The sequence below is a fragment of the Streptomyces sp. NPDC049970 genome (assembly GCF_040660235.1).
Classification (GTDB): Bacteria; Actinomycetota; Actinomycetes; order Streptomycetales; family Streptomycetaceae; genus Streptomyces.
In genome coordinates this window covers 56218-80642 of the sequence record NZ_JBFALP010000013.1, presented here as the reverse complement: position 1 = coordinate 80642, position 24425 = coordinate 56218, and the positions used below count along the sequence as shown (strand labels likewise).

Genomic DNA, 24425 nt, shown 5'->3' with positions numbered 1-24425 from the left:
GACAACGGCCGGGGATCAGCGGTTCCGCGACTGCCGGTGCTCCCTGCGCGACGCCGTCTCGTAGGGCCGGATACGGCCGCGCTGGGTGGGGATGGAGGTCATCCGGCCGCCGCACCGGGGAGCCCGTCCGAGCGGCCGGACGCCCTGCTGGGGATCTCCGGTCACCACGAGGGGGTCGATCATCACGACCACCGCCGCGAGCAGCAGGAAGCAGCCCGGGCCGACCATCATCGGCAGGAGCAGCGAGGTCGGGGCCTCGCCGGGCGGTGCCGGTGCGGCGTCGGGGTGCAGGTGGACCCTGAGGGCCGCCATGCCGGTGTAGTGCATGCCGCTCACGGCCACACCCATGACGGCGCTGGCGCCGAGGCTCGGCAGGAAGCCGTGGATGGAGACGGCCGCCCACAGCGAGGCGGTCGCGGCGACCACGGCGATGACGACGGAGAGCGAGACGGTGACCGTGTCGTAGGCGAACTCCCCCTCGAAGTTCATTCCGGCCATGCCGAGGTAGTGCATGGTGGCCACGCCGAGGCCGGTGATCGTCCCGCCCGTGACCAGCGCCATGGGGGTCGCGCCCCGGTATCCGACGAGGAAGATGCCGATGCCGACCATCACGATCGCCACGGCGAGACTCGCGTAGGTGAGGGGCCGGTCGTAGCTCACCGGCGCCTCCCGGACGGTGAAGCCCAGCATCGCGATGAAGTGCATCGTCCAGATGCCCGAACCGATGGAGGTCGCGCCGAGGGCCAGCCAGCCGGCTCTGGACACGCCGCGGGTGCGCAGCGACCGCGTGGTGCAGCGCAGCCCGAGGGCGGCGCCGAGGCATGCCATGAGGAATGCCGTCAGCGGCGTCACTAGGCCGTAGGTGAATCCGTCGACTGTGCCCTGCATCCTGTTTACGCCCTTCGCGGTGGCCCGGGTTCGGGGGTGACCCTAGAGGGCGAGGCCCGGCAGGCAGAAATTCTGCCCGCCGCCGGGCCCTCCCCGGTTCCGGTACCCGGCGATCCGTTCACATCATGGACATCATGGTCCTGCCGCCCGTTGGGGATGGGGTGGCAGGCTCCGCATGTCCGCATCCCGACGCGAGGAGTACACGTGTCCGTACGCACAGCAACCGCCTCCACCGCCGTCGCCGCCCTGCTCGGCGTCTGCGTGACACTGCCCGCCACCGCCCAGGCCCAGGCCTGGGAGGCCGGGAACCCCCCGGTGGTCTACGCCCACCGCGGCGCGTCCGCCTACGCCCCGGAGAACACCCTGGCCGCCGTGGACGCGGCCGACGGTCTGGACATCGCCTGGGTGGAGAACGACGTGCAGCTCACCAAGGACGGTGTGCTGGTCGTCATGCACGACACGAACCTGAGCAGGACCACGGACGTCGAGGAGGTCTTCCCCGGCCGTGCGCCCTGGGCGGTCAAGGACTTCACCGCGGCAGAGGTCGCGAGGCTCGACGCGGGCAGCTGGTTCGGCGCCCGGTTCGCGGGTGCCAGGGTGCCCACGCTCACGCAGTACCTGCACCGTGTGGAGCGCAACCGTCAGAGGCTGCTGCTGGAGATCAAGAGCCCCGAGATCTACCCGGGGATCGAGAAGGAGACGCTGCGCGTCCTGCGCGCGGAGGGGTGGCTGGACCGCCGGCATGTCAGGAACCGGCTCGTCATCCAGAGCTTCGGTGCGGAGAGTGTGAAAACCGTCCACGCGCGGCGTCCTGACGTCGTCACCGGCTTCCTGGGGACCCCCGCGGTGGCGGACCTCCCGGCGTACGCGGCCTTCACCGACCAGATCAACCCGTCCTACACGACGATCGGGGCCGACTACGTCGCCGCGGTGCGGAAGCTGAAGGGCGCCCACGGCAAGCCCCTCCGGGTGAACACCTGGACGGTGAACGACGCGGCGAAGGCCGCGGAGGTGGCCGGCCTCGGCGTGGACGGCATCATCACCAACAACCCCGACGTCGTCCGCGACGCCACCCGCTGAACGACGGCCCGGGGCGTTGTCGGTGGGCGGCCGTACCGTGGACGCATGGAGAGCAGCGAGCAGGTCGTGGAGTGGTCCGTCGTGCCGAGCGCCGTCGGCCCGCTCCTGCTCGCCGCGACCCCCGCGGGTCTGGTGACGGTGGCCTTCCACGCGCTGCCCCCGGTCCGGGACAAGGCGCTCGGACAACTGCGGACGCGCCTGGGCGTGGAGCCCGTGGAGGCGCCGGACTCCACGCTGCTGGCCGAGCCGGTGCGCCGGCTTCTCGCGTACTTCGCCGGCGACCTGCGCGAGTTCGGGCTCGCCCTGGACTGGTCGCTGACCTCGGGCTTCCACCGGGAGGTGCTCCGCGAGCTGGCCTCCGGCGTGCCCTACGGCACGGTCGTGGGGTACGGCGATCTGGCGGCCCGGGTCGGCCGGCCCGACGGGGCCCAGGCCGTGGGCGCCGCCATGGGCTCGAACCCGTTGCCGGTCGTGGTGCCGTGCCACCGGGTGGTGGAGAGCGACGGGGGGCTCGGCGGATTCGGCGGCGGGCTGGAGACCAAGCGGCGACTGCTGGCTCTGGAGGGGATACTCCCGCAGCCGCTGTTCTGAGCCGGTACGGGTGTTCACGCCGTGGGACCGTGCCGCGCGGTCCGGCGGCCCACTCCGCCCGGCTTCGCACCACGCTCCGAGCCCGCCGGTACGGCTCCGCCCACTCGAACCGATGCCGTACGCGCGTACGAGCTGGCACACTGCGGCGGTGACGACAGCCTCTCCCGCATCCCGGATCACAGCCGCCGACCTGCCGGCCCTGCAGCGCCGGACCTCCGCAGTGCTCATCGGCAGCCAGATACTCGGCGGCCTCGGCGTGGCCGTCGGTATCGCGCTCGCCCCGGTGCTGGCGGCCGAGGTCAGCGGTTCCGAGGCCCTGTCGGGGCTCGCGCCCACCGCGTCGGTGACGGGCACGGCGCTGCTGTCGCTTCCGCTGGCAGCCCTGATGGCCGCGCGGGGCAGGCGTCCCGGGCTCGTCCTGGCCTACCTGATCGGGTCGCTCGGGGCCTTCCTGGTGGTGACCGCCACCGTGGTGGGCAGCTTCCCGCTGCTGCTCGCCGGTATGGCCTGCTTCGGCGCCGGATCGTCGGCGAACCTCCAGGCCAGGTTCGCGGCTGCCGACCTCGCGGAGCCGGACCGGCGCGGCCGGGCGATCGCCACCGTCATCTGGGCCACCACGATCGGCTCGGTGCTCGGCCCCAACATCGCGGCCCCCGCGAGCCGCGTGTTCCGGGACACCTTCGTGCCCGAGAACGCGGGTCCCTTCGCGTGGGCCTCGGGCATCTTCCTGGTCACCGGTGTGCTGGTCGCCGTACTGCTGCGACCCGACCCGCTGCTCACCGCCCGGGCGCTGGCGCCCAAGGACACGGCGAGCGCCGCGAACCGCTCGCTGCGAGCGGGCGTCAGGGCGGTCCGTGCCTCCCCGATGGCCCGACTGGCGCTGGTGACCGTCGCCGTGTGCCACACCGCGATGGTCTCCATCATGGTCATGACCCCCGTCCATCTGGGGCACCACGGGGCGGACATCCAGCTGATCGGCCTGGTGATCAGCGGTCATATCGCGGGCATGTACGCGTTCTCCCCCGTCATGGGACGGCTGGCCGACCGGGTCGGACGGCTCGCCGTGATCGGGTTGGCGGCCGGTCTGCTGTGCTGCGCGGCGCTGCTGGCGGGCACGTCGGGCGGCGGGCACGTCCGGACGGCCGCCGGGCTGTTCGTCCTGGGCCTGGGCTGGTCGGCGGGCCTGGTCGCAGGTTCGGCACTGCTCACGGACTCCGTGCCGCAGGCCGCGCGGGCGGCCGTGCAGGGGCTCTCCGACCTCACGATGAACACCTCGGCCGGAGTCGGGGGCGCGGTGGCCGGAGTTGTCGTCTCCCGGCTGGGTTACGGCTGGCTCAACGCGGCCGCCGCCTGCCTTCTCCTGCCGATGGCCGCGCTCGCGCTGCGCAGGTCCACGGCCAGGCCGCCTCAGGACCCCGCGAAGGCCTGACCGGCGCCGGAACGGGCGGGCGGCGAAGGAGTGGGCCGTCCGGGTTTGCGGCCGGGGCGCCTGCGACAGAGATGGGGCATGGCTCTGAACCCGTCGGCATCGAAGCCGCAGGAAACCGTCGGTCGTACCCTGCTTCTCTCCGCCGAGGTGCGCGAGGCCCTCGGCGGCAGCACGCCGGTCGTCGCACTGGAGTCGACGATCATCGCGCACGGCCTGCCCCGTCCCCGCAATCTGGAGGTCGCACAGGAGCTGGAGGAACTCGTGCGCACGGCCGGTGCCGTGCCCGCCACGGTGGCGGTGCTGGACGGCCGGGCCCATGTGGGCCTGTCCACGGCCCAGTTGGAGCGGGTGGCCGGGGACCCGGACGTACGCAAACTCGGCCACCGCGATCTCGCGCCCGCACTGGCGCTGGGCGCGAGCGGGGCGACCACCGTGTCGGCGACGGCGTTCCTCGCGGCCCGGGCGGGGCTGGGAGTCTTCGCGACAGGCGGACTCGGCGGTGTGCACCGGGAGTGGGCGCAGACCCAGGACGAGTCCGCCGACCTCCGGCTCCTCGCGCGCACCGGAATGACGGTGGTGTGCGCGGGGGTGAAGTCGATCCTGGACGTGCCGGCCACACTCCAGCGTCTGGAGACGCTCGGTGTCGGCGTGCTCGGCTACGGCACGGACCGCTTCCCCGGCTTCTACCTGAGCAGTTCGGGCGAACCGGTCGACTGGACGGTGCGTACGCCGGAGGAGGTCGCGGACGTGATGCGGGCCCGGGAGCGGCTCGGTGGCCCGCCGGCATCGCTGATCGTCGCCAACCCCGTGCCGGAGGAGGAGCAGTTGGACCCGGCGGTGCACGACCGGGTGCTCTCCCGCGCCCTGGACACCTGCCGGGAGCGGGGGATCACGGGCCAGGCGGTCACCCCGTTCCTGCTGGAGTACCTGATGCGGGAGACCGGCGGCGCGTCCCTGGAGGCCAACCTCGCGGCCGTACGCGGGAACGTGCGGCTGGCCGCGCGGATCGCCGTGGCGGCGGCACGGTGAGCGACGGCCCGGTGCGCGACCGTGCGGTGAGCGGGGGCGCCCTGCTCGTCGTCGGGGAGGTGGTCACGGATGTGGTCGTACGGCACTCCTCGGTGCCGGTCCGCGGCACGGACACCCCTGCGCGGATCACCACCCTGCCGGGCGGCGCGGGGGCCAACGCCGCGTGCTGGGCGGTGCGCGCGGGGTGCGCGGACGTGCGCCTGCTCGCCCGGGCCGGGACCGATTCCGCGTCCTGGCACGGTGAGGTGCTGCGAAAGGCGGGGGTACGTCCTCTGCTGGCCGTGGACCGGGAAGTGCCGACCGGCACGGTGGTGGCGCTGGTCGACCCCTCGGCCGAGCGCACCTTCCTCACCGACAGCGGTGCGGTCCTGCGGCTGTGCCCCGGCGACTGGTCCCCGGCGCTGCTCGACGGCGTGGCCCGCCTGCACGTCTCCGGCTATCTCCTCTTCGCGGAACCCAGCCGGGCGACGGCGTTGCTGGCCCTGCGCGAGGCACGTGGCCGGGGCGTACCGGTGAGCGTGGACCCTGCTTCGGCGGGCTTCCTCGCGGAGTCGGGTGCGAAGGCGTTCCTGGATCTGGTCGACGGTGTCGACCTGCTGCTCCCCAACGCGGACGAGGCCCGCGAGCTGACCGGGCTGCCGGAACCTGCGGACGCGGCGGCCGAGTTGAGCCGTCATGTCGGGCGGGTCGCCGTCACGCTCGGGGACCGGGGTGTCGTGCTGGCGTCCGGCGGCACGGTGACCGCACGGGTGCCCGCCGCCGCATGCGCGGTACCGGTCGACTCCACGGGTGCGGGGGACGCCTTCACCGGCGGCTTCCTCGCGGCTCTCGTCGCCGGGGCGGACGAGGTGTCGGCAGCCGCCGCGGGCTGCCGGGCCGGTGCCGAGGCGGTCGGCACGGTGGGAGGGCGCCCGGGGCCGCACCGGTCGTAGTCACCCGCCGGGCCCGGCGGGCCCGGTCCAGGCCGGATGACGGGGGTCGTCGGCGCGCACCACCACGTCCGCGTGCCCGGCGGGACCGACCTCGTCCTCGTACCGCGCGAAGGCGGGCAGTGTCCACCGCTCGTCCTCGCGGGTACGCCGCCTCAGCGCACCCGGCGAGAGGCTCAGGTGGATGGCCAGGTCGAAGGGGAACCACTGGCCGAGGAGCAGCGGGCCGTGCAGGACCAGCACCCCGCCCTCGGGCAGTCGCAGGTACGGGCTCCGGGTGGCCCGGTCCGTGACGGGGTCCCAGAGGTCGGGGAGCACACGTCCGCTGCCGCCCGCCTCCAGCGGCCGGAACACCTCGCGCCGGAGCGCGCCGGTGTCGAACCAGCCGTCGGCGTACGAGTCGGGGTCCTCCTTGCCGTACTCGTACCGCAGGCTGGCGGGGCGCAGGAAGCCGCCGGTCGAGACGGTGAGGACGGGGCGCCCGCGGGCCCGCAGCGCGTCGGCGAGGCGCTCGGCGGGCTCCTCGGGACGGGCCGCCGGAGCTCCGTCGACGCCGATCCTCAACCAGGGCCCGCCGTCCGCCGGTTCGAGTCCGTCGGCATGCGCCGCCAGGGTGTCGGCCAGCCGTTCCCAGGTGATGGGTTCAAATCGCACGTATCCATCATCGCCCCGCCGCGTGCGGACGGGCGCACGCGGCCCTCCCTCAGGCGAGGGGGCCGGACGGTTCGCGGCCCGCCGCGGGGCGTGCGCCCTGGCGCACCGCCGGGCAGTGGGCTGCGTCGGCGTCGTCGGAGAGCGCGCTGCCCTCGGGAAGCAGGTAGGTCACCCACAGCACGACGGGTTCCGTCCCCAGGTTGCGCCCGATGTGCCGGTGGCGTGCGCCGGAGGGCTCGATGAAGGACGTTCCCGCGGGCGTCACCTCGACGGAGCAGTCGTCGAGGGTCCGGGTCAGCGTCCCCGACTTGACGACGGCGATCAGCTGCCCGCGGTGGGTGTGCCAGCCGGTGGACCCGCCGGGCGCCACGGTGATCTCCCGGAAGGTCACGTCCGTACGGCCCTTCGGGGTCCTCACCTCGAGCCTGCCCTCGGACGTGCCCTCGGCGTGGACCGTGCCGCTCACTCCGCTGCCCGGCGTGGCGACCGCTGCCGCCGGCACCATGCCGAGCGCCGCCACACCGGCGCTCACGAGCAGGGCCTTGCGCAGCACCCGCCACCTTTCGCGCCTGGTCCCGCCCGTGTTGTTCCCGTTCTTCACACCGGTCGTGCCGCCGAACCCCATGAACGACTCCTCAGCATCCGTTCCCGATGAACGGCCCCACGCTACTGACACGTTGGGGTGCGGGCGTCAGCGGCGCGACGGTGCGTCGCCACGGAGTTCGGCGGCGAGGGGGCCGTCACCGAGCACCTGTGCGCCGTCGTCGCGGAGCGTCTCGGCGAGAGTGCGCCCGCCGCGCGCGAGCGCCACCGCGACGTCGGTGGCGAGCACCAGGCAGGCGTCAGGCCGCTCGGCCGGGCCGTAGCCGTACGCCTCGCCACCGGCCGGGTCCGCGTCCGTACGCAGATGGAACTCCCCCTCGTCCAGGCGGACCTCGACGACGCCGCTGTGGGCGAGCCCGTCAAAGGCGCGCAGGAGCGGCAGTGCGAACCAGTGCGGTCTGACGGCGTCCGTGGGGCGGCGCTCGGCGAGCTCGGGTGCTCCCCAGCCGGCGAGCGCGGCGAGTACGGGGAGGAGTCCCCGGCCGCGCCCGGTCAGTTCGTAGACCGCGGCGGCGGCCGGGGGCGGCAGCCTGCGGCGGACGGCGAGGCCGCCGTGCTCCATGTCCTTCAGCCGGGAGGCCAGCACGTCCGTGCTGACCCCGGGCAGATCGGCGTGCAGGTCGGTGTAACGGCGTGGGCCTGCCAGCAGTTCACGGACGATCAGCAGCGTCCACCGGTCCCCGACCGAGTCGAGCGCGCGGGCGGTCGCGCAGAACTGGTCGTAGCTCCGGCGGCGGACGGGGCGTGCGGGCTGTCGCTGACGTGGCATGCGACGCAGTCTAGACATGTTGTTGGACTTTCCAAGCTCGAACTTGGTAAAACCAAGTATCGCGCAATCCAGGGTTGGGGAGGCACCGCATGGAGTTCCGGCAGTCCAGCAAGCTCGACGAGGTCTGCTACGAGATCCGGGGCCCGGTCATCGAGCAGGCCAACGCGCTCGAGGAGGCCGGGCACAGCGTCCTCCGCCTCAACACGGGCAATCCGGCGCTCTTCGGGTTCGAGGCACCGGAGGAGATCGTCCAGGACATGATCCGGATGCTCCCCCAGGCACACGGCTACACCGATTCGCGCGGCATCCTGTCCGCGCGCCGTGCCGTCGCCCAGCGCTACCAGGCGATGGGGCTGGCCGACGCCGACGTGGACGACGTCTTCCTCGGCAACGGGGTCTCCGAGCTGATCTCCATGGCGGTACAGGCACTCCTGGAGGACGGCGACGAGATCCTGATCCCGAGCCCCGACTATCCGCTCTGGACCGCCGTCACCACGCTCGCGGGCGGCCGGGCAGTCCACTACACCTGCGACGAGGGTGCGGACTGGAACCCCGACCTCGCCGACATGGCATCGAAGATCACCGCGCGCACCCGGGCCATGGTGATCATCAACCCGAACAACCCGACGGGCGCCGTCTACTCCCGCGAGGTCCTCGAAGGGATGCTCGACCTGGCCCGCAGGCACGGCCTGATGGTCTTCGCCGACGAGATCTACGACCAGATCCTCTACGACGACGCCGAGCACCACAGCGTGGCGGTCCTGGCGCCGGACCTGCTCTGTCTCACCTTCAGCGGGCTGTCCAAGACGTACCGGGTCGCGGGGTTCCGTTCGGGATGGATGGTGGTGTCCGGACCGCAGGAGCACGCCCGGAGCTATCTGGAGGGGCTGACCACGCTCGCCTCCATGCGGCTGTGCCCCAACGCGCCCGCGCAGTACGCGATCCAGGCCGCGCTCGGCGGCAGGCAGTCGATCCGGGAGCTCGTCGTCCCGGGCGGCAGGCTCCACGAACAGCGCAACCGGGCCTGGGAGCGGCTGAACGAGATCCCCGGGGTGTCGTGCGTGAAGCCGAAGGGCGCGCTCTACGCGTTCCCGCGCATCGACCCGAAGGTCCACCGCATCGTCGACGACGAACGCTTCGTCCTCGATCTGCTGCTGCGCGAGAAGATCCAGGTGGTGCAGGGCACCGGCTTCAACTGGCCCCGCCCGGACCACTTCCGCATCCTCACCCTGCCGCACGCCGACGACCTGGACGCGGCGATCAGCCGCATCGGCCGCTTCCTGAACGGATACCGCCAGTGACCTGCCGGACCCGCCGCTCCCCCGCCCTCACGCGGGTCGCCTCACCCGGTCCGGTGAGGGCGACCGTGACCGGCGCGCGGTTCCGGAGGTTCGTCGACCGGGAGGTCACGCCGGACTTCCCGGAGGGGCTCACGGTCCAGGAGGCCGGGGGCGGTGGCGCGACTCGGGCGGGGTGATCGAGCGGGAGCGTTCGTACGAGCTGGTCCTGCTGTATCCGGCGTCCGAGGCCCGTCTGCGGGACCCTCGGATCGAACGGATCCGCACCGCGTACGAGAAGGCCTGTGCCCAGGAGTCGGTGGCCAGGCTGGACGACCGCACCCGCGCCGACTTCTGAGGCCGGGAGCCCCGGCCCGCTGTACGGGGCACCACCGCACCCGGCCGCGCGCGGTGGTGCTCCGCCGGCGGTGCGCGCCGCGTCAGCCTCGCAGTGCGGTGAGCGCGGAGACCGGGTCGGCGTCGGGGGCCGCCCTGGGCCACCAGTCGTCCTCTCCGGGGTCGGATTCGTAGCCGTACCACCGGCTGTCGTGGCCGAAGCGCAGCTGGAGGGTGCCCGCGGCGTTGGTCAGGTGGTTGCGCCAGGGCTGGAAGCGCGGGAAGTCCGCCGCGGCGAGGGCGGGCCTGGCCCGGTCGAACGGGCCGGCCGGCGGGTCCCAGGGCGTCTCCAGCACGGCGAGCCCCTCAGCTCCGCCCTGTCGCCACGCGGCGACGGCACGGGCCAGGTCGGTGGTGCCGCGGCCGGTGGCGAAGGCCAGTTCGCGGTAGAGCGCCCTGGTCGTGGCGGTGAGCCCGGCCGTGGGCCTGGACGCGGCGATCCGCACGGCGTCCTGCCAGGTGCTGAAACCGGCGAGCGGGTCCTCCCCGGTGGTCAGGAGTGCGAGGGCGCGGGCGGCAGCGTCCGAGGCGAGATGGTCGAGACCGAGCGGGTCGCGGGCGCCGGGCAGCTCCGGGTAGGCAGGCGGCTCACCGGCGTAGGGCGGGACGGGCCGTGGTGCGGGCAACGGCGGCAGGAAGCGGTCGGCCAAGGCCTCGTCGGCGGGGACCGAGGGCATGGCGGGGGCCTCGGGTCGTTCGAGGGCGGAGTGCTCGGCGTTGCGGCGGCCGAGCTCGTCGAGGAGCTCGCGCTCGCCCCTGCCGCGCATCAGCAGGAGGACGAAGGGGTCGCTGTCCAGCAGCCGTGCCGTCTGGTAGCAGAGCGCCGCCACGTGCTTGCAGGGCCGGCCGCGGTCCGGGCAGGAGCAGTCCGGGTCCAGATCACCGGCGGTGGGCAGCAGGCGGATACCGATCTCGCCGGCCGTCTCCACCAGGGAGTGCGGCATCTCCTTGTCGAGCAGCGCGGACAGGTGTCCGGGCTTTGCCGCGACGGCGTCGAGGAGCGTGTCCCAGTCGGACGCCGAGAACGACCGCAGGTGGAGTTCGGCACGGTAGGGGCGGGGCCGGCTGCCGTGGACGTAGGCGATGACCCTGCCCGGGGTGACGGTGACGGCGGCGACATGGCCTCCGTCGGCGTACGCGCGTCCACGGGCGAGCCGCGCGCCGTCCATCGACAGGGACTCCAGGGCGTCCACCCAGGCCCGGCCCCACCAGGTGTCGGCGAAGGCGCCGCCGGCGTCCGAGACCCGGGCGGGCACCGCCTCGAAGGTGCGCCGCAGGTCGTCGGGGCCCGGCCGAGCGGCGGGGCCCGCACCCGGGCTCATGACGTCCTCCGGAGCGAGACGAGGTCGGCCAGGTCGCGGTCGTCGAGCTCCGTCAGGGCCACCTCGCCGGAGCCGAGCACCGCGTCGGCCAACACCCGCTTGGATTGCAGGAGTTCACTGATCCGGTCCTCGACCGTGCCTTCCGCGATCAGCCGGTGCACCTGCACGGGCTGGGTCTGGCCGATGCGGTACGCACGGTCGGTGGCCTGCTCCTCGACCGCCGGGTTCCACCACCGGTCGTAGTGGATGACGTGGGCGGCCCTGGTGAGATTCAGTCCCGTACCGGCCGCCTTGAGGGAGAGCAGGAAGACGGGCACCTCGGCGGACTGGAAGCGGTCCACCATCACCTCCCGCTCGGGCACCGGTGTGCCGCCGTGCAGCAGCTGGGAGGGGATGGCGCGGGAGGCGAGGTGGGCCGAGAGGAGCCGGGCCATCGAGACGTACTGGGTGAAGATCAGGACGGAGGCGTCCTCGGACAGGATGGTGTCGAGCAGCTCGTCGAGCAGGGCGAGCTTCCCCGAGCGCCCGGCGAGGCGGGTGGGCTCCTCCTTCAGGTACTGCGCGGGGTGGTTGCAGATCTGCTTGAGGGAGCCCAGCAGCTTCATGATCAGCCCGCGCCGGGCGATGCCTTCGGACTGCTCGATGAAGGCCATCGTCTCGCGGACGGCGGCCTCGTAGAGCGTGGCCTGTTCCCGGGTGAGGAAGACGGGGTGGTCGGTCTCCGTCTTGGGCGGCAGCTCGGGCGCGATGCCGGGGTCGGACTTCTTGCGGCGCAGCAGGAAGGGGCGCACCAGCCGGGAGAGCCGCTCGACCGCCTCCTCGTTGCCCAGGCCGGCGGCGGTTCCGGTGTTCTCCACGATCCGGGCGTGGCGGGAGCGGAACGCCTTGAGCGGGCCGAGCAGCCCGGGCGTGGTCCAGTCGAGCAGGGCCCACAGCTCGGAGAGGTTGTTCTCGACGGGGGTGCCCGTCAGGGCGACGCGGGCCGGGGCGGGGATCGTGCGCAGCGCCTTGGCCGTGGAGGAGTGCGGATTCTTCACGTGCTGTGCCTCGTCGGCGACGACCAGTCCCCAGGTGTGGCCGGCGAGCTGCTCGGCGCTGGAGCGCATCGTGCCGTAGGTGGTGAGGACGAAGCCGCCGTCGGGGCCGGTGAGGGAGCGGTCCGCGCCGTGGAACCGGCGTACGGGGACGCCGGGCGCGAAGCGGTTGATCTCGCGGTGCCAGTTGCCTAGCAGGGAGGCCGGGCAGACGACCAGGGTGGGGGCGGTGTGCGCGCGGTGCAGGTGGAGCGCGATGACCGTGATGGTCTTGCCCAGGCCCATGTCGTCGGCGAGGCAGCCGCCGAGGCCGAGCGACGTCATCCGGTCCAGCCAGGCCAGGCCGCGCAGTTGGTAGTCGCGGAGGGTGGCGTCGAGGCCGGGCGGCGCCGGGAGGGTGGCGTCCTCGTCGAGGATGCGGGTGCGAAGTGCGGCGAGCGCCCCGGCCGGTACGGCCTCGACCTGCTCGCCGTCCACCTCGGCGCTGCCGGTCAGGGCGACGGCGAGCGCGTCCACGGGGTCCAGCAGACCGAGCTCCCGCTTGCGCGCCTTCCGGACGAGCGCGGGGTCGACGACCACCCACTGGTCACGCAGCCGCACCACGGGCCTGTGCGCCTCGGCCAGCGTGTCCATCTCCGCCTCGGTGAGCCGGTCGTCCCCCAGGGAGAGCTGCCAGTTGAAGGCGAAGAGCTGCTCGGCGTCGAAGAAGGAGGTGCCGTCGGTGGCGGAACCCGGCGCGGGCCGGACGACGGCCGCAGCGGTGAGTGAGCGCGCGAGCTCCCTCGGCCAGTGCAGCGCGACCCCCGCCGCCGCGAGGCGTGCTCCGGCGGCGCCGATCAACTCGTAGAGCTCGTCCTCGGTGACGGCGAGCACGTCGGGGACGGGCTGGTCGAGGAGGCGCTCCAACGGGGGCCAGACGCGGGCGGCGCGGCGCAGGGCGAGCACGGCGTCGATTTTGGCCCTCGGCCCGAACGGCTCGCCCGCCGCACCGCTCCACAGCGCCGCCGCGTCGGTGACGTATGTCGGATCGGCCAGGCTGTGCACCTGGGTGACGGCGGCGGCGGCATGGCGCGCGGCGGCCGGAGCTCCGTGCGCGTCCTCGTCCTCCGCCTGCCCGCTGCCACCGGCCGTGTCGAAGAGGTCGTACGCCGACAGGTCGAGCCGGAGCGAGATCCGCACTCCGGCGTCGAGACCGGCGGCCACCTCGACGGCCCAGGCGCGGGCGTGGGGCAGGTGCTGTGCGCCACGGGCGGCGAAGGGCGCGCCCATGGCGTGTGCGGCCGCGGGCGTGCGGGGCAGGGTGTCGGCGACGGCGTCGAGGAAGGCGCTGAGCAGCGCACGGGGTTCGGGGAGCCGCAGGGGTGTGCCGTCCGACGGTACGGCGTGTCCCTCGGCCGGCATGGAGGCGGCGACGGCTCTCAGGTGGGCGATGTCCTCCGCGTCGCGGGGCCCGGCCCGCCACGCGTCGTGGTCCTCGGCCGTCAGCCCGGGCAGGAGCCTGCCGCGCGCCACGAGGGTGAGGGCGTGCAGCGCCGCCGCCCCCCAGGCCCGGGTGGCGGGGTGGGCCACGGCCCGGTGCCGGGCACCGGCCAGCAGGGGCACCGCCTCCGCCACGGGGAGCTGGACGGCGGGCACCGCACGGGTGCGGGCACCGCCGGTCCCGTCCGGCACGGCGACGGTGAGTTCGGTGAGGGGGTACGCGGACCCGTCTCCGGCCAGGGGGAACCCCTCGCCGGAGACCCCGATTCCGATGGTCCCCTCGGGATCCCAGAAGGCGATCCGGCCGTCCCTGGGCAGCGCTCCGGGAAGGAAGACGGCGGCGCAGCGCAGCAGCCGGTCGACGGCCTCGTCATGGGTGTGCCGTGCCATGTCCGCCGCCCCCTCCTGGCTCGGTCCGGTCGCGATCGCCCTGTTCAGGCGAGTCTAAGCCGGGGGTGTGACAACCTCCGCCCCCGGCCGGGTCCCCACCGGGGCGGGGGCGACGGATCAATGACGGGTCAGACGCTCCGCGGCGGACGACAGCTCCGGATCGAGCTCGGGGAGCTCCCCGGAGGCGCCGTCCGGCGCGGCCGGATCCGGCGCGGCCGGGTCCTGGGCCGTGGGGCCGGCAGCGGTGTCGTCGGGTGCGCCTCGCGACGGCGCACCCGCATCGGCGGACTGCGGAACCTGCGGAGCCCGGTCCTGCTGGGCCCGCTCCAGGAAGCGGAGCAGCTCCACCGGGAAGGGCAGCACCAGCGTGGAGTTCTTCTCGGCCGCGACCGCGACGACCGTCTGCAGCAGACGCAGTTGCAGCGCCGCGGGCTGGGTCGACATCTGCTGGGCGGCCTGGGCGAGCTTCTTGGACGCCTGCAGCTCGGCGTCGGCGTTGATGACCCGCGCACGCCGCTCACGGTCGGCCTCCGCCTGCCTGGCCATGGAACGCTTCATGGTCTCCGGCAGGGAGACGTCCTTGATCTCCACCCGGTCGATCTGCACGCCCCAGCCGACCGCGGGGCTGTCGATCATCAGCTCCAGGCCCTGGTTCAGCTTCTCGCGGTCGGACAGCAGGTCGTCGAGGTCGCTCTTGCCGATGATCGACCGCAGCGACGTCTGGGCCATCTGGGAGACCGCGAAGCGGTAGTCCTCCACCTGGATCACCGCGCTCGCGGCGTCCACGACCTTGAAGTAGATGACGGCGTCCACGCGCACCGTCACGTTGTCCCGTGTGATCCCGTCCTGGGCCGGCACGGGCATCGTCACGATCTGCATGTTGACCTTGCGGAGCCGGTCGACGCCCGGGACGATCATGGTCAGTCCCGGGGGGCGCACTGCGTCGTGGAGTCGGCCGAGCCGGAGCACCACACCCCGTTCGTACTGCTTGACGACCCGGGCCGCGGCCATGGAGTACAGCGCGCAGACCGAGATCACCACCACCGCTGCGATCACGAGTACCTGGACCATCACGGCCCCCTGCGTCCGGAGTGTGCTGCCACACTCATCCATCGAGCACCTATTAACACGATATGCCCATTTCGCGCATTTTCGAACCCCTGTCCGGGTGCCGGTCGCCCCGGCCGGGCGCGCACGGGATGCCGGTACGCGGCGGACCCGGCAGGGTGGCCAGCACCGGCACGTCTCGGTGACGTAGCGACGCGCCGGTGTGCCGATGAGCCGGACGACCAGATGAGGACCCGCCCATGTCCGTCACCGCGACCCGCACCGTTCTCCGCCGACGTGGCGGCATCGCCGCAGGCGCGGTCCTTCTCGCCCTGGCCGTCACCGGTTGTTCCGGTCTCGGACGCACGGCTGTCGGACCGGTCACCTACGTCACCGGGGGCGACAAGGTCGTCAGCGTGCACAGCCCGTCGGTGAAGGGCTGCCACCGGATGGCGGCGGCCGGTGCGAGCAAGGTGGAGAACCGCACCCTGATCGACATGGTCCTCTACCCGAGCACGGACTGCTCGGGACCCGGGACCGCTTACGTGGCCACCACGTTCACCGACGTCAACGCCCCGCGCGCGCTGTGGCGCAGCTACCGCTTCATCCACTGAGGAACGGCCCGCCGCCCGCGCCCGGAACCAGGGCGAGCAGCTCGCACACCTCCGCGACCGCTTGACGTGGCTACGGCGGCGGGCTCCGGGCCGCGGTCCTTCGCGCAGCCGTCCGGGGTGATCGAATCGGGCCCGGTCGCGGTGTGTCCCTCACGTGCCGGTGATCCGCTCATGCCTGAGGAACACGGCGCCGCCGTGCGGCGTTCCCCCGCCCCGGGCCCCGGCAGCGGTTCCCGTGCGCCGCGCCGGCGGGGCATGCTGGAGGGGAGGCGATGGTGATGCGTACCGGAAGTGAACCGTCCACCGCCCGCAGTCCGCTGCGGATGCGGCTCTGGCTGAGCCTGTGGGGCATGGCCTGGGCCGCGTTCGGCCTGGCGGCCTTCCTGGTCACCGGACGTGCGGGCTGGGCGACCGCCTGCGGTGTGCTGCTGGTGGTCGCGGTCACGGACCTCTGCCTCGTCGTACGTCGTCTGCGACAGGGATCGCGCTATCAACCGGGCCGGGACGTCCCGCCGTACGACCCGGGCCGGCGCGGGCCCGGCAGGTAGCGCCGCCGGTCGCTCCGCCACAGGACCCGTGCGGTCAGGGCCGGTCGTCGAAGCGGGCCGCCCGTAGGTACTCCGGCTTGGGGTCGAGCGCGGCTGCCAGCCGGAAGTGGCGTGTGGCCTGTTCAGGACGGCCCGCGCGCTGGAACGTGCGGGCCAGGGCGAAGTGCGCGAAGGCGTTGTCCGGCTCGCGCTCCAGGACCAGCTCGAACTCGAGTTCCGCCGGGCGCAGTTGCGCGGCGGCGAAGAAGGCGCGGGCGCGCAGCAGCCGGGCGGCCGTGTTCTCCGGATGGGCGGCTATCACCGAGTCGAGCAGCTTGACCGCGCCCCGGGGGTCCCGTGCGGCGAGCAGTTGCTCCGCCGCGCGGAAGTCGATGACATGGGTTTCCGGGTTGCTCTCGGGCACAGGACTATCCTTCCCCTCGCCTTCCGCTGTTCAACATCCGGCGGGAGGCCGGTATTCCGGCCGGTCACGGGTCAGGTGGCGGCGGCCCTCGCGGTCAGCTCCGACCAGACCCTGCCGACCTGCGGTCCGAGGTCGGAGATCGGCCCGTCGTTGTCGACGACGACGTCGGCGACGGCCAGCCGCTCCGCACGGGTTGCCTGGGCGGCCATCCGGGCCTTGGCGTCGGACTCCGTCATGCCGCGCAGCGTGACCAGTCGGTGGAGCTGGGTCTCGGGGCTCGCGTCCACGACGACGACCAGGTCGTAGAGCGGGGCGAGGCCGTTCTCCGTCAGCAGCGGTACGTCGTGCACGACGACCGCCCCGTCCCCGGCGGCCCGCTCCAGCTCGGCGGACCGCGCCCCGACGAGCGGGTGCACGATGCCGTTGAGTGTGGCCAGACGGCCGGAGTCGGCGAAGACGATCGAGCCGAGGGCGGGCCGGTCGAGGGAGCCGTCGGGCCTGAGGATTCCGGGCCCGAAGGCCTCGACGACGGCCGTGAGCCCCGGGGTGCCGGGCTCGACGACCTCGCGTGCGATCCGGTCGGCGTCGATCACCACGGCTCCGTGACGCGCGAGAAGCAGTGACACTTCGCTCTTGCCGGCGCCGATCCCGCCGGTCAGGCCCACTTTCAGCATGCGCCGAGCATAAGCGCTGCCCTCGGGCCCCGGGCGTGACTGCCCCGGCCCCCCGGCCGGTGGACCGGGTGGGGCGGCGTCAGGAATCACCCTCACGTTCGGCGAGGAAGCGCTCGAACTCCAGGCCGATCTCGTCCGCGGACGGGAGGTCGACCGGCTCCGCGACCAGGTTGCCCCGGGTCTCGGAGCCCGCCACGGCGTCGTACTGGTGCTCCAGCCCTTCGACGAGCGACACGAGCTCCTCGTCGCCCTGGCCGATCTGCCGTTCGATCTCGGTCTGGGTCCGGTGCGCCTCGGTGCGCAGCGGGTGCGCGACGCTCGGCAGGACCAGGCCCGTCGCGGCCGTGATCGCCTCCAGGGCGGTGAGCGCGGCGTCCGGGTAGGAGGACCTGGCGACGTAGTGCGGGACGTGCGCCGCCACACCGAGGACGTCGTGCCCGGCCTCCATCAGCCGGTACTCGACGAGCGCCTCGGCGGAGCCGGGCACCTGCGCCTCGTCGAACGGGCTGCGGTGCCCGGGCATCAGGTCGGTGCGGTTGCCGTGCGGGGTGATGCCGACCGGGCGGGTGTGCGGGACGCCCATCGGAATTCCGTGGAAGTTGACCGCGAGGCGCACACCGAGCCGCTCGACGATCTGCTCCACGGCGGCGGCGAACCTCTCCCACTCCACGTCGGGCTCCGGCCCGGACAGCAGCAGGAAGGGTGCGCCGGTGGCGTCCTGGACGACCCGTACCTCCAGGGTGGGCGCCTCGAACGACGCCCACCGGTCGCGCTTGAAGGTGAGCAGCGGGCGGCGCGCCCGGTAGTCGACGAGCCGGTCGTGGTCGAAGCGGGCCACGACCTGGTGCGGCAACGTCTCGAGCAGGCCGTCGACGATCTGCTCGCCGGTCTCGCCCGCGTCGATGTATCCGTCGAAGTGGTAGAGCATCACCAGGCCGGCCGACTCCTGGGCGAGCGCCATGTCGACGACGGCCAGGCCCTTGGGCTCCCATTCGTACAAACTCTGCGGATCAGGCACGGTTACCGCTCCTCCTCGTGTTCCCCGACAAGAACACCCCGCCAGGCCACGGCATTCCCGCCCTGTCCGCTTTCACACGCGGTCACGTGAGGACACGGCTGTGCAGCGCCGTCACCGCCTTCCGCGCGGAGGTGAACGCTCCGTGCTGCCAGGCGTCGGTGTGGCTGAGGTAGTCACCGGCGAAGCCGTACATGTCGGCCTTCGCGGTGCGGTAGCGCACCGGGGCCTTCATTCCCGCCTTCTCGTCGCAGAGGTAGGCGTTGGCGTTCTCGTCGGTGAACACCTGGACGGGTACGCCGAGTTCGCGGCAGCGGTCGAGGGTGACCATCCACTGCGGTATCCGGCCGGGCCCGGCGTTCATGTGCTGGCCGTCGCCGCAGGGGCGGTCTGCCTGTTGCCGTAGGTGTCGGTGGCCGAATCGCCGCCCCGCACCGTGAAGTTGCGCCCTCCGGTACGCCCCCTGGCCTCCAGGACCGTACAGTCGTACCCCGCCTTGCCCAGTTCGTAGGCGGCGGTGAGTCCGGCGATGCCCCCGCCGACCTCGGCCGCGGCCTTCCCCTTCAGCGAGAAGTCGCCCGGGCTGGGCGCCCGGAAGGCGGGTTCGCGGCTCGCGGCGGCCGCGGTGGGAGCGAGGCCGAGGGCTCCCACCGCGGCGAACACGGCGCTCCCGGCCTGCGCGACGCGAGGACGGCCCGGCCCGCCGACGGCACGTCGCCACGGGGCACGGGCCGGAGCCGGCAGGGCGTCCGGACACGAGTGAGGCCCGCCCCCCGAAGGGAACGGGCCTCACCTACAGCTCTACAGCTACCGCAGCCGATGAGCGGTCGGGGTCAGAGCGATCAGCTCTGGCCACCGGCCAGCTTCTCGCGCAGGGCGGCCAGGGCCTCGTCCGACGCCAGGGCGCCGGAGTTGTCCGCGGACTCCGAGGAGTACGAACCGCCACCGCCGCCGCCACCACTGCCGCCGGAGGCGGCCGGTGCAGCGCCGGCCGGGGCAGCAGCGCCCTCGGCCGCAGCGGCCTCGTCGGCCTCGCGGGACTTGATGACCTGGGCCTGGTGCTGCTCGAAGCGCGTCTGCGCCTCGGCGTACTGGGTCTCCCAGACCTCACGCTGCGACTCGAAGCCCTCGAGCCAGTCGTTGGTCTCGGGGTCGAAGCCCTCGGGGTAGATGTAGTTGCCCTGGTCGTCGTAGGACGCCGCCATGCCGTACAGGGTCGGGTCGAACTCGACGGAGGCCGGGTCGCCGCCGAAGGCCTCGTTGGCCTGCTTCAGCGAGAGGCTGATGCGACGGCGCTCGAGGTCGATGTCGATGACCTTGACGAAGATCTCGTCGTTGACCTGGACGACCTGCTCCGGGATCTCCACGTGGCGCTCGGCCAGCTCGGAGATGTGGACCAGGCCCTCGATGCCCTCGTCGACGCGCACGAACGCACCGAACGGAACGAGCTTGGTGACCTTACCGGGGACGACCTGCCCGATCTGGTGCGTGCGGGCGAACTGCTGCCACGGGTCTTCCTGCGTCGCCTTGAGCGACAGCGAGACGCGCTCGCGGTCCATGTCGACGTCGAGGACCTCGACGGTGACCTCCTGGCCGACCTCGACAACCTCGGAGGGGTGGTCGATGTGCTTCCAGGACAGCTCGGAGACGTGCACGAGACCGTCGACGCCACCCAGGTCCACGAAGGCACCGAAGTTGACGATCGAGGAGACGACGCCGGAGCGGACCTGACCCTTCTGCAGGGTCGTGAGGAACGTCTGGCGAACCTCGGACTGGGTCTGCTCGAGCCAGGCACGGCGGGACAGGACCACGTTGTTGCGGTTCTTGTCCAGCTCGATGATCTTGGCCTCGAGCTCCTTGCCCACGTAGGGCTGGAGGTCGCGGACGCGACGCATCTCGACGAGCGACGCCGGGAGGAAGCCGCGGAGGCCGATGTCGAGGATGAGACCACCCTTGACGACCTCGATGACGGTACCGGTGACGATGCCGTCTTCTTCCTTGATCTTCTCGATGGTGCCCCAGGCACGCTCGTACTGAGCGCGCTTCTTCGAGAGGATCAGGCGGCCTTCCTTGTCCTCCTTCTGGAGAACCAGGGCCTCGATCTCGTCGCCGACCTTGACGACCTCGTTCGGGTCGACGTCGTGCTTGATCGAGAGCTCGCGGCTCGGGATGACGCCTTCGGTCTTGTAACCGATGTCGAGGAGGACCTCGTCGCGGTCAACCTTGACGATGACGCCGTCGACGATGTCGCCATCGTTGAAGTACTTGATCGTCTCGTCGATCGCCGCGAGGAACGCGTCCGCGTCGCCGATGTCGTTGACCGCAACCTGCGGCGTGGTGGCGGTGGTCTCGGTGCTGCTCGTCATGTGGGAAAGGGCTCCGGTACGGACAGAGAGTCGTAGGTACTGCTACGCCGAAAGCCCTTATCGCCTCTGCAGAAGCCGGACAGCCAGGAAAGCACCGGTCCGGCGAACCGGACGGCGCCTCGACAACCGAGGGGACATACAACAGACGCGAGCGCGGCCTGCTAGGTCTGAGGCGCGCAGGCTCGCAGCGCAACTTGTAGCATACGGGGGCAGCCGGACAGGGTCAATGCGCGAAGGCGCACACCCGGGGCACAACACCCCAATCCCGGCACAACTCACGTTCACCGAGGCCACGTCGGCCACAGCGGTGCGTCGGGCGCACACGGGCGTACTCACCCGTACGGCCCGGGGAGGCACCCGCGCGAAGCGGGTGAAGGCAAACTACAACGACGGGCACGATGAGCCAAGAGATCCACGAGTCCGAACCCGAGGCGACCCGGCGCGAAGCCGGCGAGGCGGAGAGCAGCCACGCGAACCGCGGCTGGTGGGACCGGAACGCCGACGATTACCAGAGCGACCACGGGGCCTTCCTCGGCGACGACCGCTTCGTCTGGGGGCCGGAAGGACTCGACGAGGCCGAGGCCGCGCTGCTGGGCCCCGCGGCAGGCCTCGAAGGGCTGGACGTCCTGGAGATCGGCGCCGGTGCCGCCCAGTGCTCCCGCTGGCTCGCCGCCCGGGGCGCGAGGCCGGTGGCGCTGGACCTCTCCCACCGCCAGCTCCAGCACGCCCTGCGCATCGGCGGCGGCGTACCCCTGGTGGAGGCGGACGCGGGGCGGCTCCCCTTCCGCGACGGCTCCTTCGACCTCGCCTGCTCCGCCTACGGCGCGGTCCCCTTCGTCGCCGACCCCGTGCGGGTGTTCCGCGAGGTGCACCGGGTGCTGCGGCCCGGCGGGCGCTGGGTCTTCTCGGTGACGCACCCGATCCGCTGGGCGTTCCCCGACGAGCCGGGGCCCGAGGGGCTCTCCGTCTCCGCCTCCTACTTCGACCGCGTGCCGTACGTCGAGCAGGACGAGGGCGGTGACGCCGTGTACGTCGAGCACCACAGGACGCTGGGCGACCGGGTACGGGACGTGGTGGCGGGCGGTTTCCGGCTGGTCGACCTCGTGGAGCCGGAGTGGCCCGCCTGGAACGGCCAGGAGTGGGGCGGCTGGTCCCCGCTGCGCGGCAACCTGATCCCCGGGACGGCGATCTTCGTCTGCGAGCGGGACGGACGGGCCGGCTGAGGCACCGGCCGCCGCCTTCCCCGCGGCGGCGTACGAGACTGGGGGCGTGATCCGTACCGACGCCCTGGACAAGTTGCCCGTACGCACCGCCGTGCCCGCCCTGGAGCGGGCGCTCGAGGAGCGGGGGGCCGCGGTGCTCTGCGCGCCGCCCGGGACCGGCAAGACGACCCTCGTGCCCCTGGTGCTCGCAGGGCTGACCGGCGGCGCCCCGCCGCGCCGGGTGCTCGTGGCCGAGCCGCGCCGGATCGCGGCCCGGGCGGCGGCACGGCGGATGGCGTGGCTGCTCGGCGAACAGGTCGGCGACCGGGTCGGGTTCACGGTGCGCGGGGAGCGGACGGTGGGGCCGGACACGGTGGTCGAGGTCGTGACCACGGGTGTGCTCCTCCAGCGGTTGCAGCGCGACCAGGAACTGGCCCGCACCGACGTGGTGATCATCGACGAGTGCCACGAGCGCCACCTGGACGCGGACACGGCCGCCGCGTTCCTCCTCGACGTACGGGAGACGATCAGGCCGGAGCTGCGTCTGGTCGCGGCGTCGGCGACGACGGACGCGGAAGGCTGGGCACGGCTGCTGGGCGACGCCCCGGTCGTCGAGGCGCGGGGTGTGGCCCACCCGGTGGAGGTGGTGTGGGCGCCGCCGTCGGCGACCGTGCGGCCGCCGCACGGAATGCGGGTGGACCCGGCCCTGCTGGCGCACGTGGCCGCCGTGGTGCGCCGCGCCCTCACCGAGCGGGACGGCGACGTGCTGTGCTTCCTGCCCGGCGTCGGGGAGATCGGCCGGGTCGCGGGCCTGCTCGCGGGCGTGGACGCGGAGGTGCTCCAGGTCCACGGGCGCGCCCCGGCCGCCGTGCAGGACGCGGTGCTCGCCGGGTCGTCGGGCGGGCGCCGGGTGGTGCTGGCGACGTCGGTCGCCGAGTCGTCGCTCACGGTGCCGGGGGTGCGTGTCGTCGTCGACTCCGGGCTGGCCAGGGAACCGCGCACCGACCACGCCCGCGGGCTGAGCGCCCTGACGACCGTACGGGCGTCGCGGGCGGCCGGACGCCAGCGGGCGGGCCGTGCCGGGCGTGAGGCACCCGGCGCGGTGTACCGCTGCTGGGACCGGGCCGAGGACGGCCGGCTGGCCGCCTACCCCTCCCCCGAGATCAAGGTGGCCGATCTCGCGGCGTTCGCGCTGCAGGCCGCGTGCTGGGGTGACCCGGGCGCCTCCGGCCTCGCACTCCTGGACCCCCCGCCCGCCGGGGCCATGGGCGCGGCACGCGAGGTGCTGGGCGCGGTCGGCGCGGTGGACGCCGCGGGCCGGGCGACGGACCGGGGCGTACGGATGTCCCGGCTCGGCCTGCACCCCCGGCTGGCCCGGGCCCTCCTGGACGGCGCGGACGAGGTCGGCGGGCGCCGCGCGGCGGAGGTCGTGGCACTGCTGAGCGAGGAGCCCCCGCGCGACTACGGCGACGACCTGGCGCACGCGCTGCGCACGGCACGGCGCGGCGGGGACGGGTACGCGGCGCGGTGGCGCCAGGAGGTGCGGCGGCTCTCGCGGTCCCTCGGCCGCGGCGGGGGCGAGGGCGCCGGCACGGACGACTCCGCGGTGGGCGTGGTCGCGGCGCTGGCGTTCCCCGAGCGCGTGGCACGGGCCAGGGGCGACGGCACGTTCCTGATGGCGTCGGGCACGGGCGCCGAGCTCGGGAACGGCTCACGGCTGCGCAGCGCGCCGTGGCTGGCCGTCGCCGTCGCCGACCGGCCCGCCCACGCCGCCTCCGCGCGGGTGCGGCTGGCCGCGGTGATCGACGAGGACACGGCGCGACTGGCCGCGGGGCACCTGCGGTTCTCCGGCGATGAGGTCCGCTGGGCGGACGGCGACGTCGTGGCACGGTCGGTGGAGCGCCTCGGGGCCGTGGAGCTGTCGGTGCGCCCTCTGCGCAGGCCGGCCCCCGGGCTGGTGCGCGGGGCCCTCCTGGAGGGGCTGCGCCGCGAGGGGCCGGGACTGCTGCGGTGGACCAGGGACAGCGGGCAACTGCGGCTGCGGCTCGCGTTCCTGCACCGGGCGCTCGGCGCGCCCTGGCCCGACGTGTCCGACGGGGCGCTGCTCGCGCGGGCCGACGAGTGGCTGGAGCCCGAGCTGTCACGGGCCGGACGCCGCGCCGACCTGGCACGGATCGACGCCGGGCAGGCGCTGCGCAGGCTCCTGCCGTGGTCGACGGGGGACGCGGCCCGGCTGGACGAGCTCGCGCCGGAGCGGATCGAGGTGCCCAGCGGGTCCCGGATCCGTCTGGACTACGCGGGCGAGCAGCCCGTACTCGCGGTGAAGCTCCAGGAGCTGTTCGGCCTGCGCGAGACGCCCCGGGTCGCCGGGGTGCCGCTCCTGGTCCACCTGCTGTCGCCGGCCGGGCGGCCCGCGGCGGTGACGGCGGACCTGGCGTCGTTCTGGCGGGAGGGGTACAGGAGCGTGCGGGCGGAGCTGCGGGGCCGCTACCCGAAGCACCCGTGGCCCGAGGACCCGACGACGACGGAGGCGACCCGCTTCACCTCGGCACGGCTGCGCCGGGAGTAGGCCCCCGGTGCCGGGCCCGGCACCGGGGGCCTCACCGGGCGGCAGGCACGTGGCCCCGGGCCGGACGCCGGCCGAAGGGTGCCTGCCTGCCCCGGATCCGGCCGGCACCCCTGCTCT

Annotated in this window: 21 protein-coding genes and 2 pseudogenes; 11 read left to right on the top strand and 12 right to left on the bottom strand. The window is 73.4% G+C overall.

Translation table 11 applies throughout. The features are described from left to right. Positions 1–15 precede the first annotated feature (15 nt). A complete protein-coding gene (locus AB0I83_RS22185) occupies positions 16–888 on the bottom strand; it encodes an MHYT domain-containing protein (RefSeq protein ID WP_363305850.1) in 873 nt (290 codons plus the stop codon). A 204-nt stretch (positions 889–1092) separates the two neighbouring features. Here AB0I83_RS22185 and AB0I83_RS22180 point away from each other — a divergent pair, with 204 nt between their 5' ends. From AB0I83_RS22180 to AB0I83_RS22160, 5 genes are all read left to right on the top strand, one after another. Then, positions 1093–1968 carry a glycerophosphodiester phosphodiesterase family protein gene (locus tag AB0I83_RS22180; protein ID WP_363305849.1) on the top strand — a complete coding sequence of 292 codons (876 nt, stop codon included), beginning with the start codon at positions 1093–1095 and terminating at the stop codon, positions 1966–1968. Positions 1969–2013: 45 nt separating this feature from the next. Next, on the top strand, positions 2014–2559 hold the full coding sequence (locus AB0I83_RS22175) for a methylated-DNA--[protein]-cysteine S-methyltransferase (RefSeq protein ID WP_363305848.1): 546 nt from the start codon (positions 2014–2016) through the stop codon (positions 2557–2559). A 220-nt stretch (positions 2560–2779) separates the two neighbouring features. Beyond that, entirely contained in the window at positions 2780–3988 is a 1209-nt protein-coding gene (locus AB0I83_RS22170) for an MFS transporter (protein WP_363305885.1), read from the top strand. A 78-nt stretch (positions 3989–4066) separates the two neighbouring features. Next, positions 4067–5017, top strand: coding sequence for a pseudouridine-5'-phosphate glycosidase (locus AB0I83_RS22165; protein ID WP_356533726.1), 951 nt, complete (start codon positions 4067–4069; stop codon positions 5015–5017). A gap of 26 nt (positions 5018–5043) precedes the next feature. Next, complete coding sequence (locus tag AB0I83_RS22160; protein WP_363305884.1) at positions 5044–5949, top strand: PfkB family carbohydrate kinase; 906 nt, start codon at positions 5044–5046, stop codon at positions 5947–5949. Here the strand turns inward: AB0I83_RS22160 and AB0I83_RS22155 are convergent, their stop codons facing one another. From AB0I83_RS22155 to AB0I83_RS22145, 3 genes are all read right to left on the bottom strand, one after another. After that, positions 5950–6600, bottom strand: a complete 651-nt coding sequence (locus tag AB0I83_RS22155) for a uridine kinase (protein WP_363305847.1) — start codon at positions 6598–6600, stop codon at positions 5950–5952. A 49-nt stretch (positions 6601–6649) separates the two neighbouring features. Next, positions 6650–7225 carry a cupin domain-containing protein gene (locus tag AB0I83_RS22150; RefSeq protein ID WP_363305846.1) on the bottom strand — a complete coding sequence of 192 codons (576 nt, stop codon included), beginning with the start codon at positions 7223–7225 and terminating at the stop codon, positions 6650–6652. Between the two features lie 66 nt (positions 7226–7291). Beyond that, the gene (locus AB0I83_RS22145; RefSeq protein ID WP_363305845.1) at positions 7292–7990 is read right to left on the bottom strand and encodes a helix-turn-helix domain-containing protein; all 699 of its coding nucleotides are present in this window, start codon (positions 7988–7990) and stop codon (positions 7292–7294) included. A 71-nt stretch (positions 7991–8061) separates the two neighbouring features. On the opposite strand from AB0I83_RS22145, the gene AB0I83_RS22140 reads away from it, so the two are divergent. After that, positions 8062–9273, top strand: coding sequence for a pyridoxal phosphate-dependent aminotransferase (locus AB0I83_RS22140; protein ID WP_356533720.1), 1212 nt, complete (start codon positions 8062–8064; stop codon positions 9271–9273). A 65-nt stretch (positions 9274–9338) separates the two neighbouring features. Next, a pseudogene (locus tag AB0I83_RS22135) lies at positions 9339–9607 on the top strand (DUF3574 domain-containing protein); the annotation flags it as partial. Between the two features lie 82 nt (positions 9608–9689). Here the strand turns inward: AB0I83_RS22135 and AB0I83_RS22130 are convergent. The 3 genes from AB0I83_RS22130 to AB0I83_RS22120 all read right to left on the bottom strand — a co-directional run bounded on the left by AB0I83_RS22130 (position 9690) and on the right by AB0I83_RS22120 (position 14941). Beyond that, entirely contained in the window at positions 9690–10967 is a 1278-nt protein-coding gene (locus AB0I83_RS22130) for an SWIM zinc finger family protein (RefSeq protein WP_363305844.1), read from the bottom strand. Further along, positions 10964–13870, bottom strand: a complete 2907-nt coding sequence (locus AB0I83_RS22125) for an SNF2-related protein (RefSeq protein ID WP_363305843.1) — start codon at positions 13868–13870, stop codon at positions 10964–10966. The genes AB0I83_RS22130 and AB0I83_RS22125 overlap by 4 nt, the downstream gene beginning before the upstream one ends. 117 nt (positions 13871–13987) lie before the next feature. After that, positions 13988–14941, bottom strand: coding sequence for a slipin family protein (locus tag AB0I83_RS22120; protein ID WP_363305842.1), 954 nt, complete (start codon positions 14939–14941; stop codon positions 13988–13990). Positions 14942–15177: 236 nt separating this feature from the next. Between AB0I83_RS22120 and AB0I83_RS22115 the strand changes: the two genes are divergently transcribed. Together AB0I83_RS22115 and AB0I83_RS22110 are read left to right on the top strand one after the other, a co-directional pair. Beyond that, on the top strand, positions 15178–15531 hold the full coding sequence (locus AB0I83_RS22115; protein WP_356533714.1) for a hypothetical protein: 354 nt from the start codon (positions 15178–15180) through the stop codon (positions 15529–15531). 278 nt (positions 15532–15809) lie between these two features. After that, positions 15810–16079, top strand: a complete 270-nt coding sequence (locus tag AB0I83_RS22110; RefSeq protein ID WP_363305841.1) for a DUF6343 family protein — start codon at positions 15810–15812, stop codon at positions 16077–16079. Positions 16080–16113: 34 nt separating this feature from the next. On the opposite strand, the gene AB0I83_RS22105 is transcribed toward AB0I83_RS22110, so the two are convergent. The 5 genes and pseudogenes from AB0I83_RS22105 to rpsA all read right to left on the bottom strand — a co-directional run bounded on the left by AB0I83_RS22105 (position 16114) and on the right by rpsA (position 20537). Further along, positions 16114–16482 carry a tetratricopeptide repeat protein gene (locus tag AB0I83_RS22105; RefSeq protein WP_356533712.1) on the bottom strand — a complete coding sequence of 123 codons (369 nt, stop codon included), beginning with the start codon at positions 16480–16482 and terminating at the stop codon, positions 16114–16116. A gap of 71 nt (positions 16483–16553) precedes the next feature. Beyond that, entirely contained in the window at positions 16554–17156 is a 603-nt protein-coding gene (coaE, locus tag AB0I83_RS22100; protein WP_363305840.1) for a dephospho-CoA kinase, read from the bottom strand. 79 nt (positions 17157–17235) lie between these two features. Then, positions 17236–18174 carry a PAC2 family protein gene (locus AB0I83_RS22095; protein WP_363305839.1) on the bottom strand — a complete coding sequence of 313 codons (939 nt, stop codon included), beginning with the start codon at positions 18172–18174 and terminating at the stop codon, positions 17236–17238. Between the two features lie 181 nt (positions 18175–18355). Beyond that, positions 18356–18834: pseudogene (locus tag AB0I83_RS22090) on the bottom strand (FAD-dependent oxidoreductase); the annotation flags it as partial. 179 nt (positions 18835–19013) lie between these two features. Further along, positions 19014–20537: a 30S ribosomal protein S1 gene (gene rpsA / locus AB0I83_RS22085; protein ID WP_356533707.1), complete on the bottom strand. Its 1524-nt coding sequence runs from the start codon at positions 20535–20537 to the stop codon at positions 19014–19016. Positions 20538–20935: 398 nt separating this feature from the next. Here rpsA and AB0I83_RS22080 point away from each other — a divergent pair, with 398 nt between their 5' ends. Continuing rightward, complete coding sequence (locus tag AB0I83_RS22080; RefSeq protein ID WP_356533705.1) at positions 20936–21760, top strand: class I SAM-dependent methyltransferase; 825 nt, start codon at positions 20936–20938, stop codon at positions 21758–21760. Positions 21761–21806: 46 nt separating this feature from the next. After that, complete coding sequence (hrpB, locus tag AB0I83_RS22075) at positions 21807–24308, top strand: ATP-dependent helicase HrpB (RefSeq protein ID WP_363305838.1); 2502 nt, start codon at positions 21807–21809, stop codon at positions 24306–24308. The last annotated feature ends 117 nt before the right edge of the window (positions 24309–24425 follow it).

Excerpts from the sequence above, each read along its gene's own strand:
- AB0I83_RS22145 (WP_363305845.1), bottom strand. The coding sequence starts at position 7,990 with ATGTCTAGACTGCGTCGCATGCCACGTCAGCGACAGCCCGCACGCCCC.
- AB0I83_RS22150 (WP_363305846.1), bottom strand. The coding sequence starts at position 7,225 with ATGGGGTTCGGCGGCACGACCGGTGTGAAGAACGGGAACAACACGGGC.
- coaE (WP_363305840.1), bottom strand. The coding sequence starts at position 17,156 with ATGCTGAAAGTGGGCCTGACCGGCGGGATCGGCGCCGGCAAGAGCGAA.
- rpsA (WP_356533707.1), bottom strand. The coding sequence starts at position 20,537 with ATGACGAGCAGCACCGAGACCACCGCCACCACGCCGCAGGTTGCGGTC.
- AB0I83_RS22125 (WP_363305843.1), bottom strand. The coding sequence starts at position 13,870 with ATGGCACGGCACACCCATGACGAGGCCGTCGACCGGCTGCTGCGCTGC.
- AB0I83_RS22175 (WP_363305848.1), top strand. The coding sequence starts at position 2,014 with ATGGAGAGCAGCGAGCAGGTCGTGGAGTGGTCCGTCGTGCCGAGCGCC.
- AB0I83_RS22115 (WP_356533714.1), top strand. The coding sequence starts at position 15,178 with ATGTCCGTCACCGCGACCCGCACCGTTCTCCGCCGACGTGGCGGCATC.
- AB0I83_RS22185 (WP_363305850.1), bottom strand. The coding sequence starts at position 888 with ATGCAGGGCACAGTCGACGGATTCACCTACGGCCTAGTGACGCCGCTG.
- AB0I83_RS22130 (WP_363305844.1), bottom strand. The coding sequence starts at position 10,967 with ATGAGCCCGGGTGCGGGCCCCGCCGCTCGGCCGGGCCCCGACGACCTG.
- AB0I83_RS22120 (WP_363305842.1), bottom strand. The coding sequence starts at position 14,941 with ATGGTCCAGGTACTCGTGATCGCAGCGGTGGTGGTGATCTCGGTCTGC.
- AB0I83_RS22165 (WP_356533726.1), top strand. The coding sequence starts at position 4,067 with ATGGCTCTGAACCCGTCGGCATCGAAGCCGCAGGAAACCGTCGGTCGT.
- AB0I83_RS22080 (WP_356533705.1), top strand. The coding sequence starts at position 20,936 with ATGAGCCAAGAGATCCACGAGTCCGAACCCGAGGCGACCCGGCGCGAA.
- AB0I83_RS22140 (WP_356533720.1), top strand. The coding sequence starts at position 8,062 with ATGGAGTTCCGGCAGTCCAGCAAGCTCGACGAGGTCTGCTACGAGATC.
- AB0I83_RS22110 (WP_363305841.1), top strand. The coding sequence starts at position 15,810 with ATGCGTACCGGAAGTGAACCGTCCACCGCCCGCAGTCCGCTGCGGATG.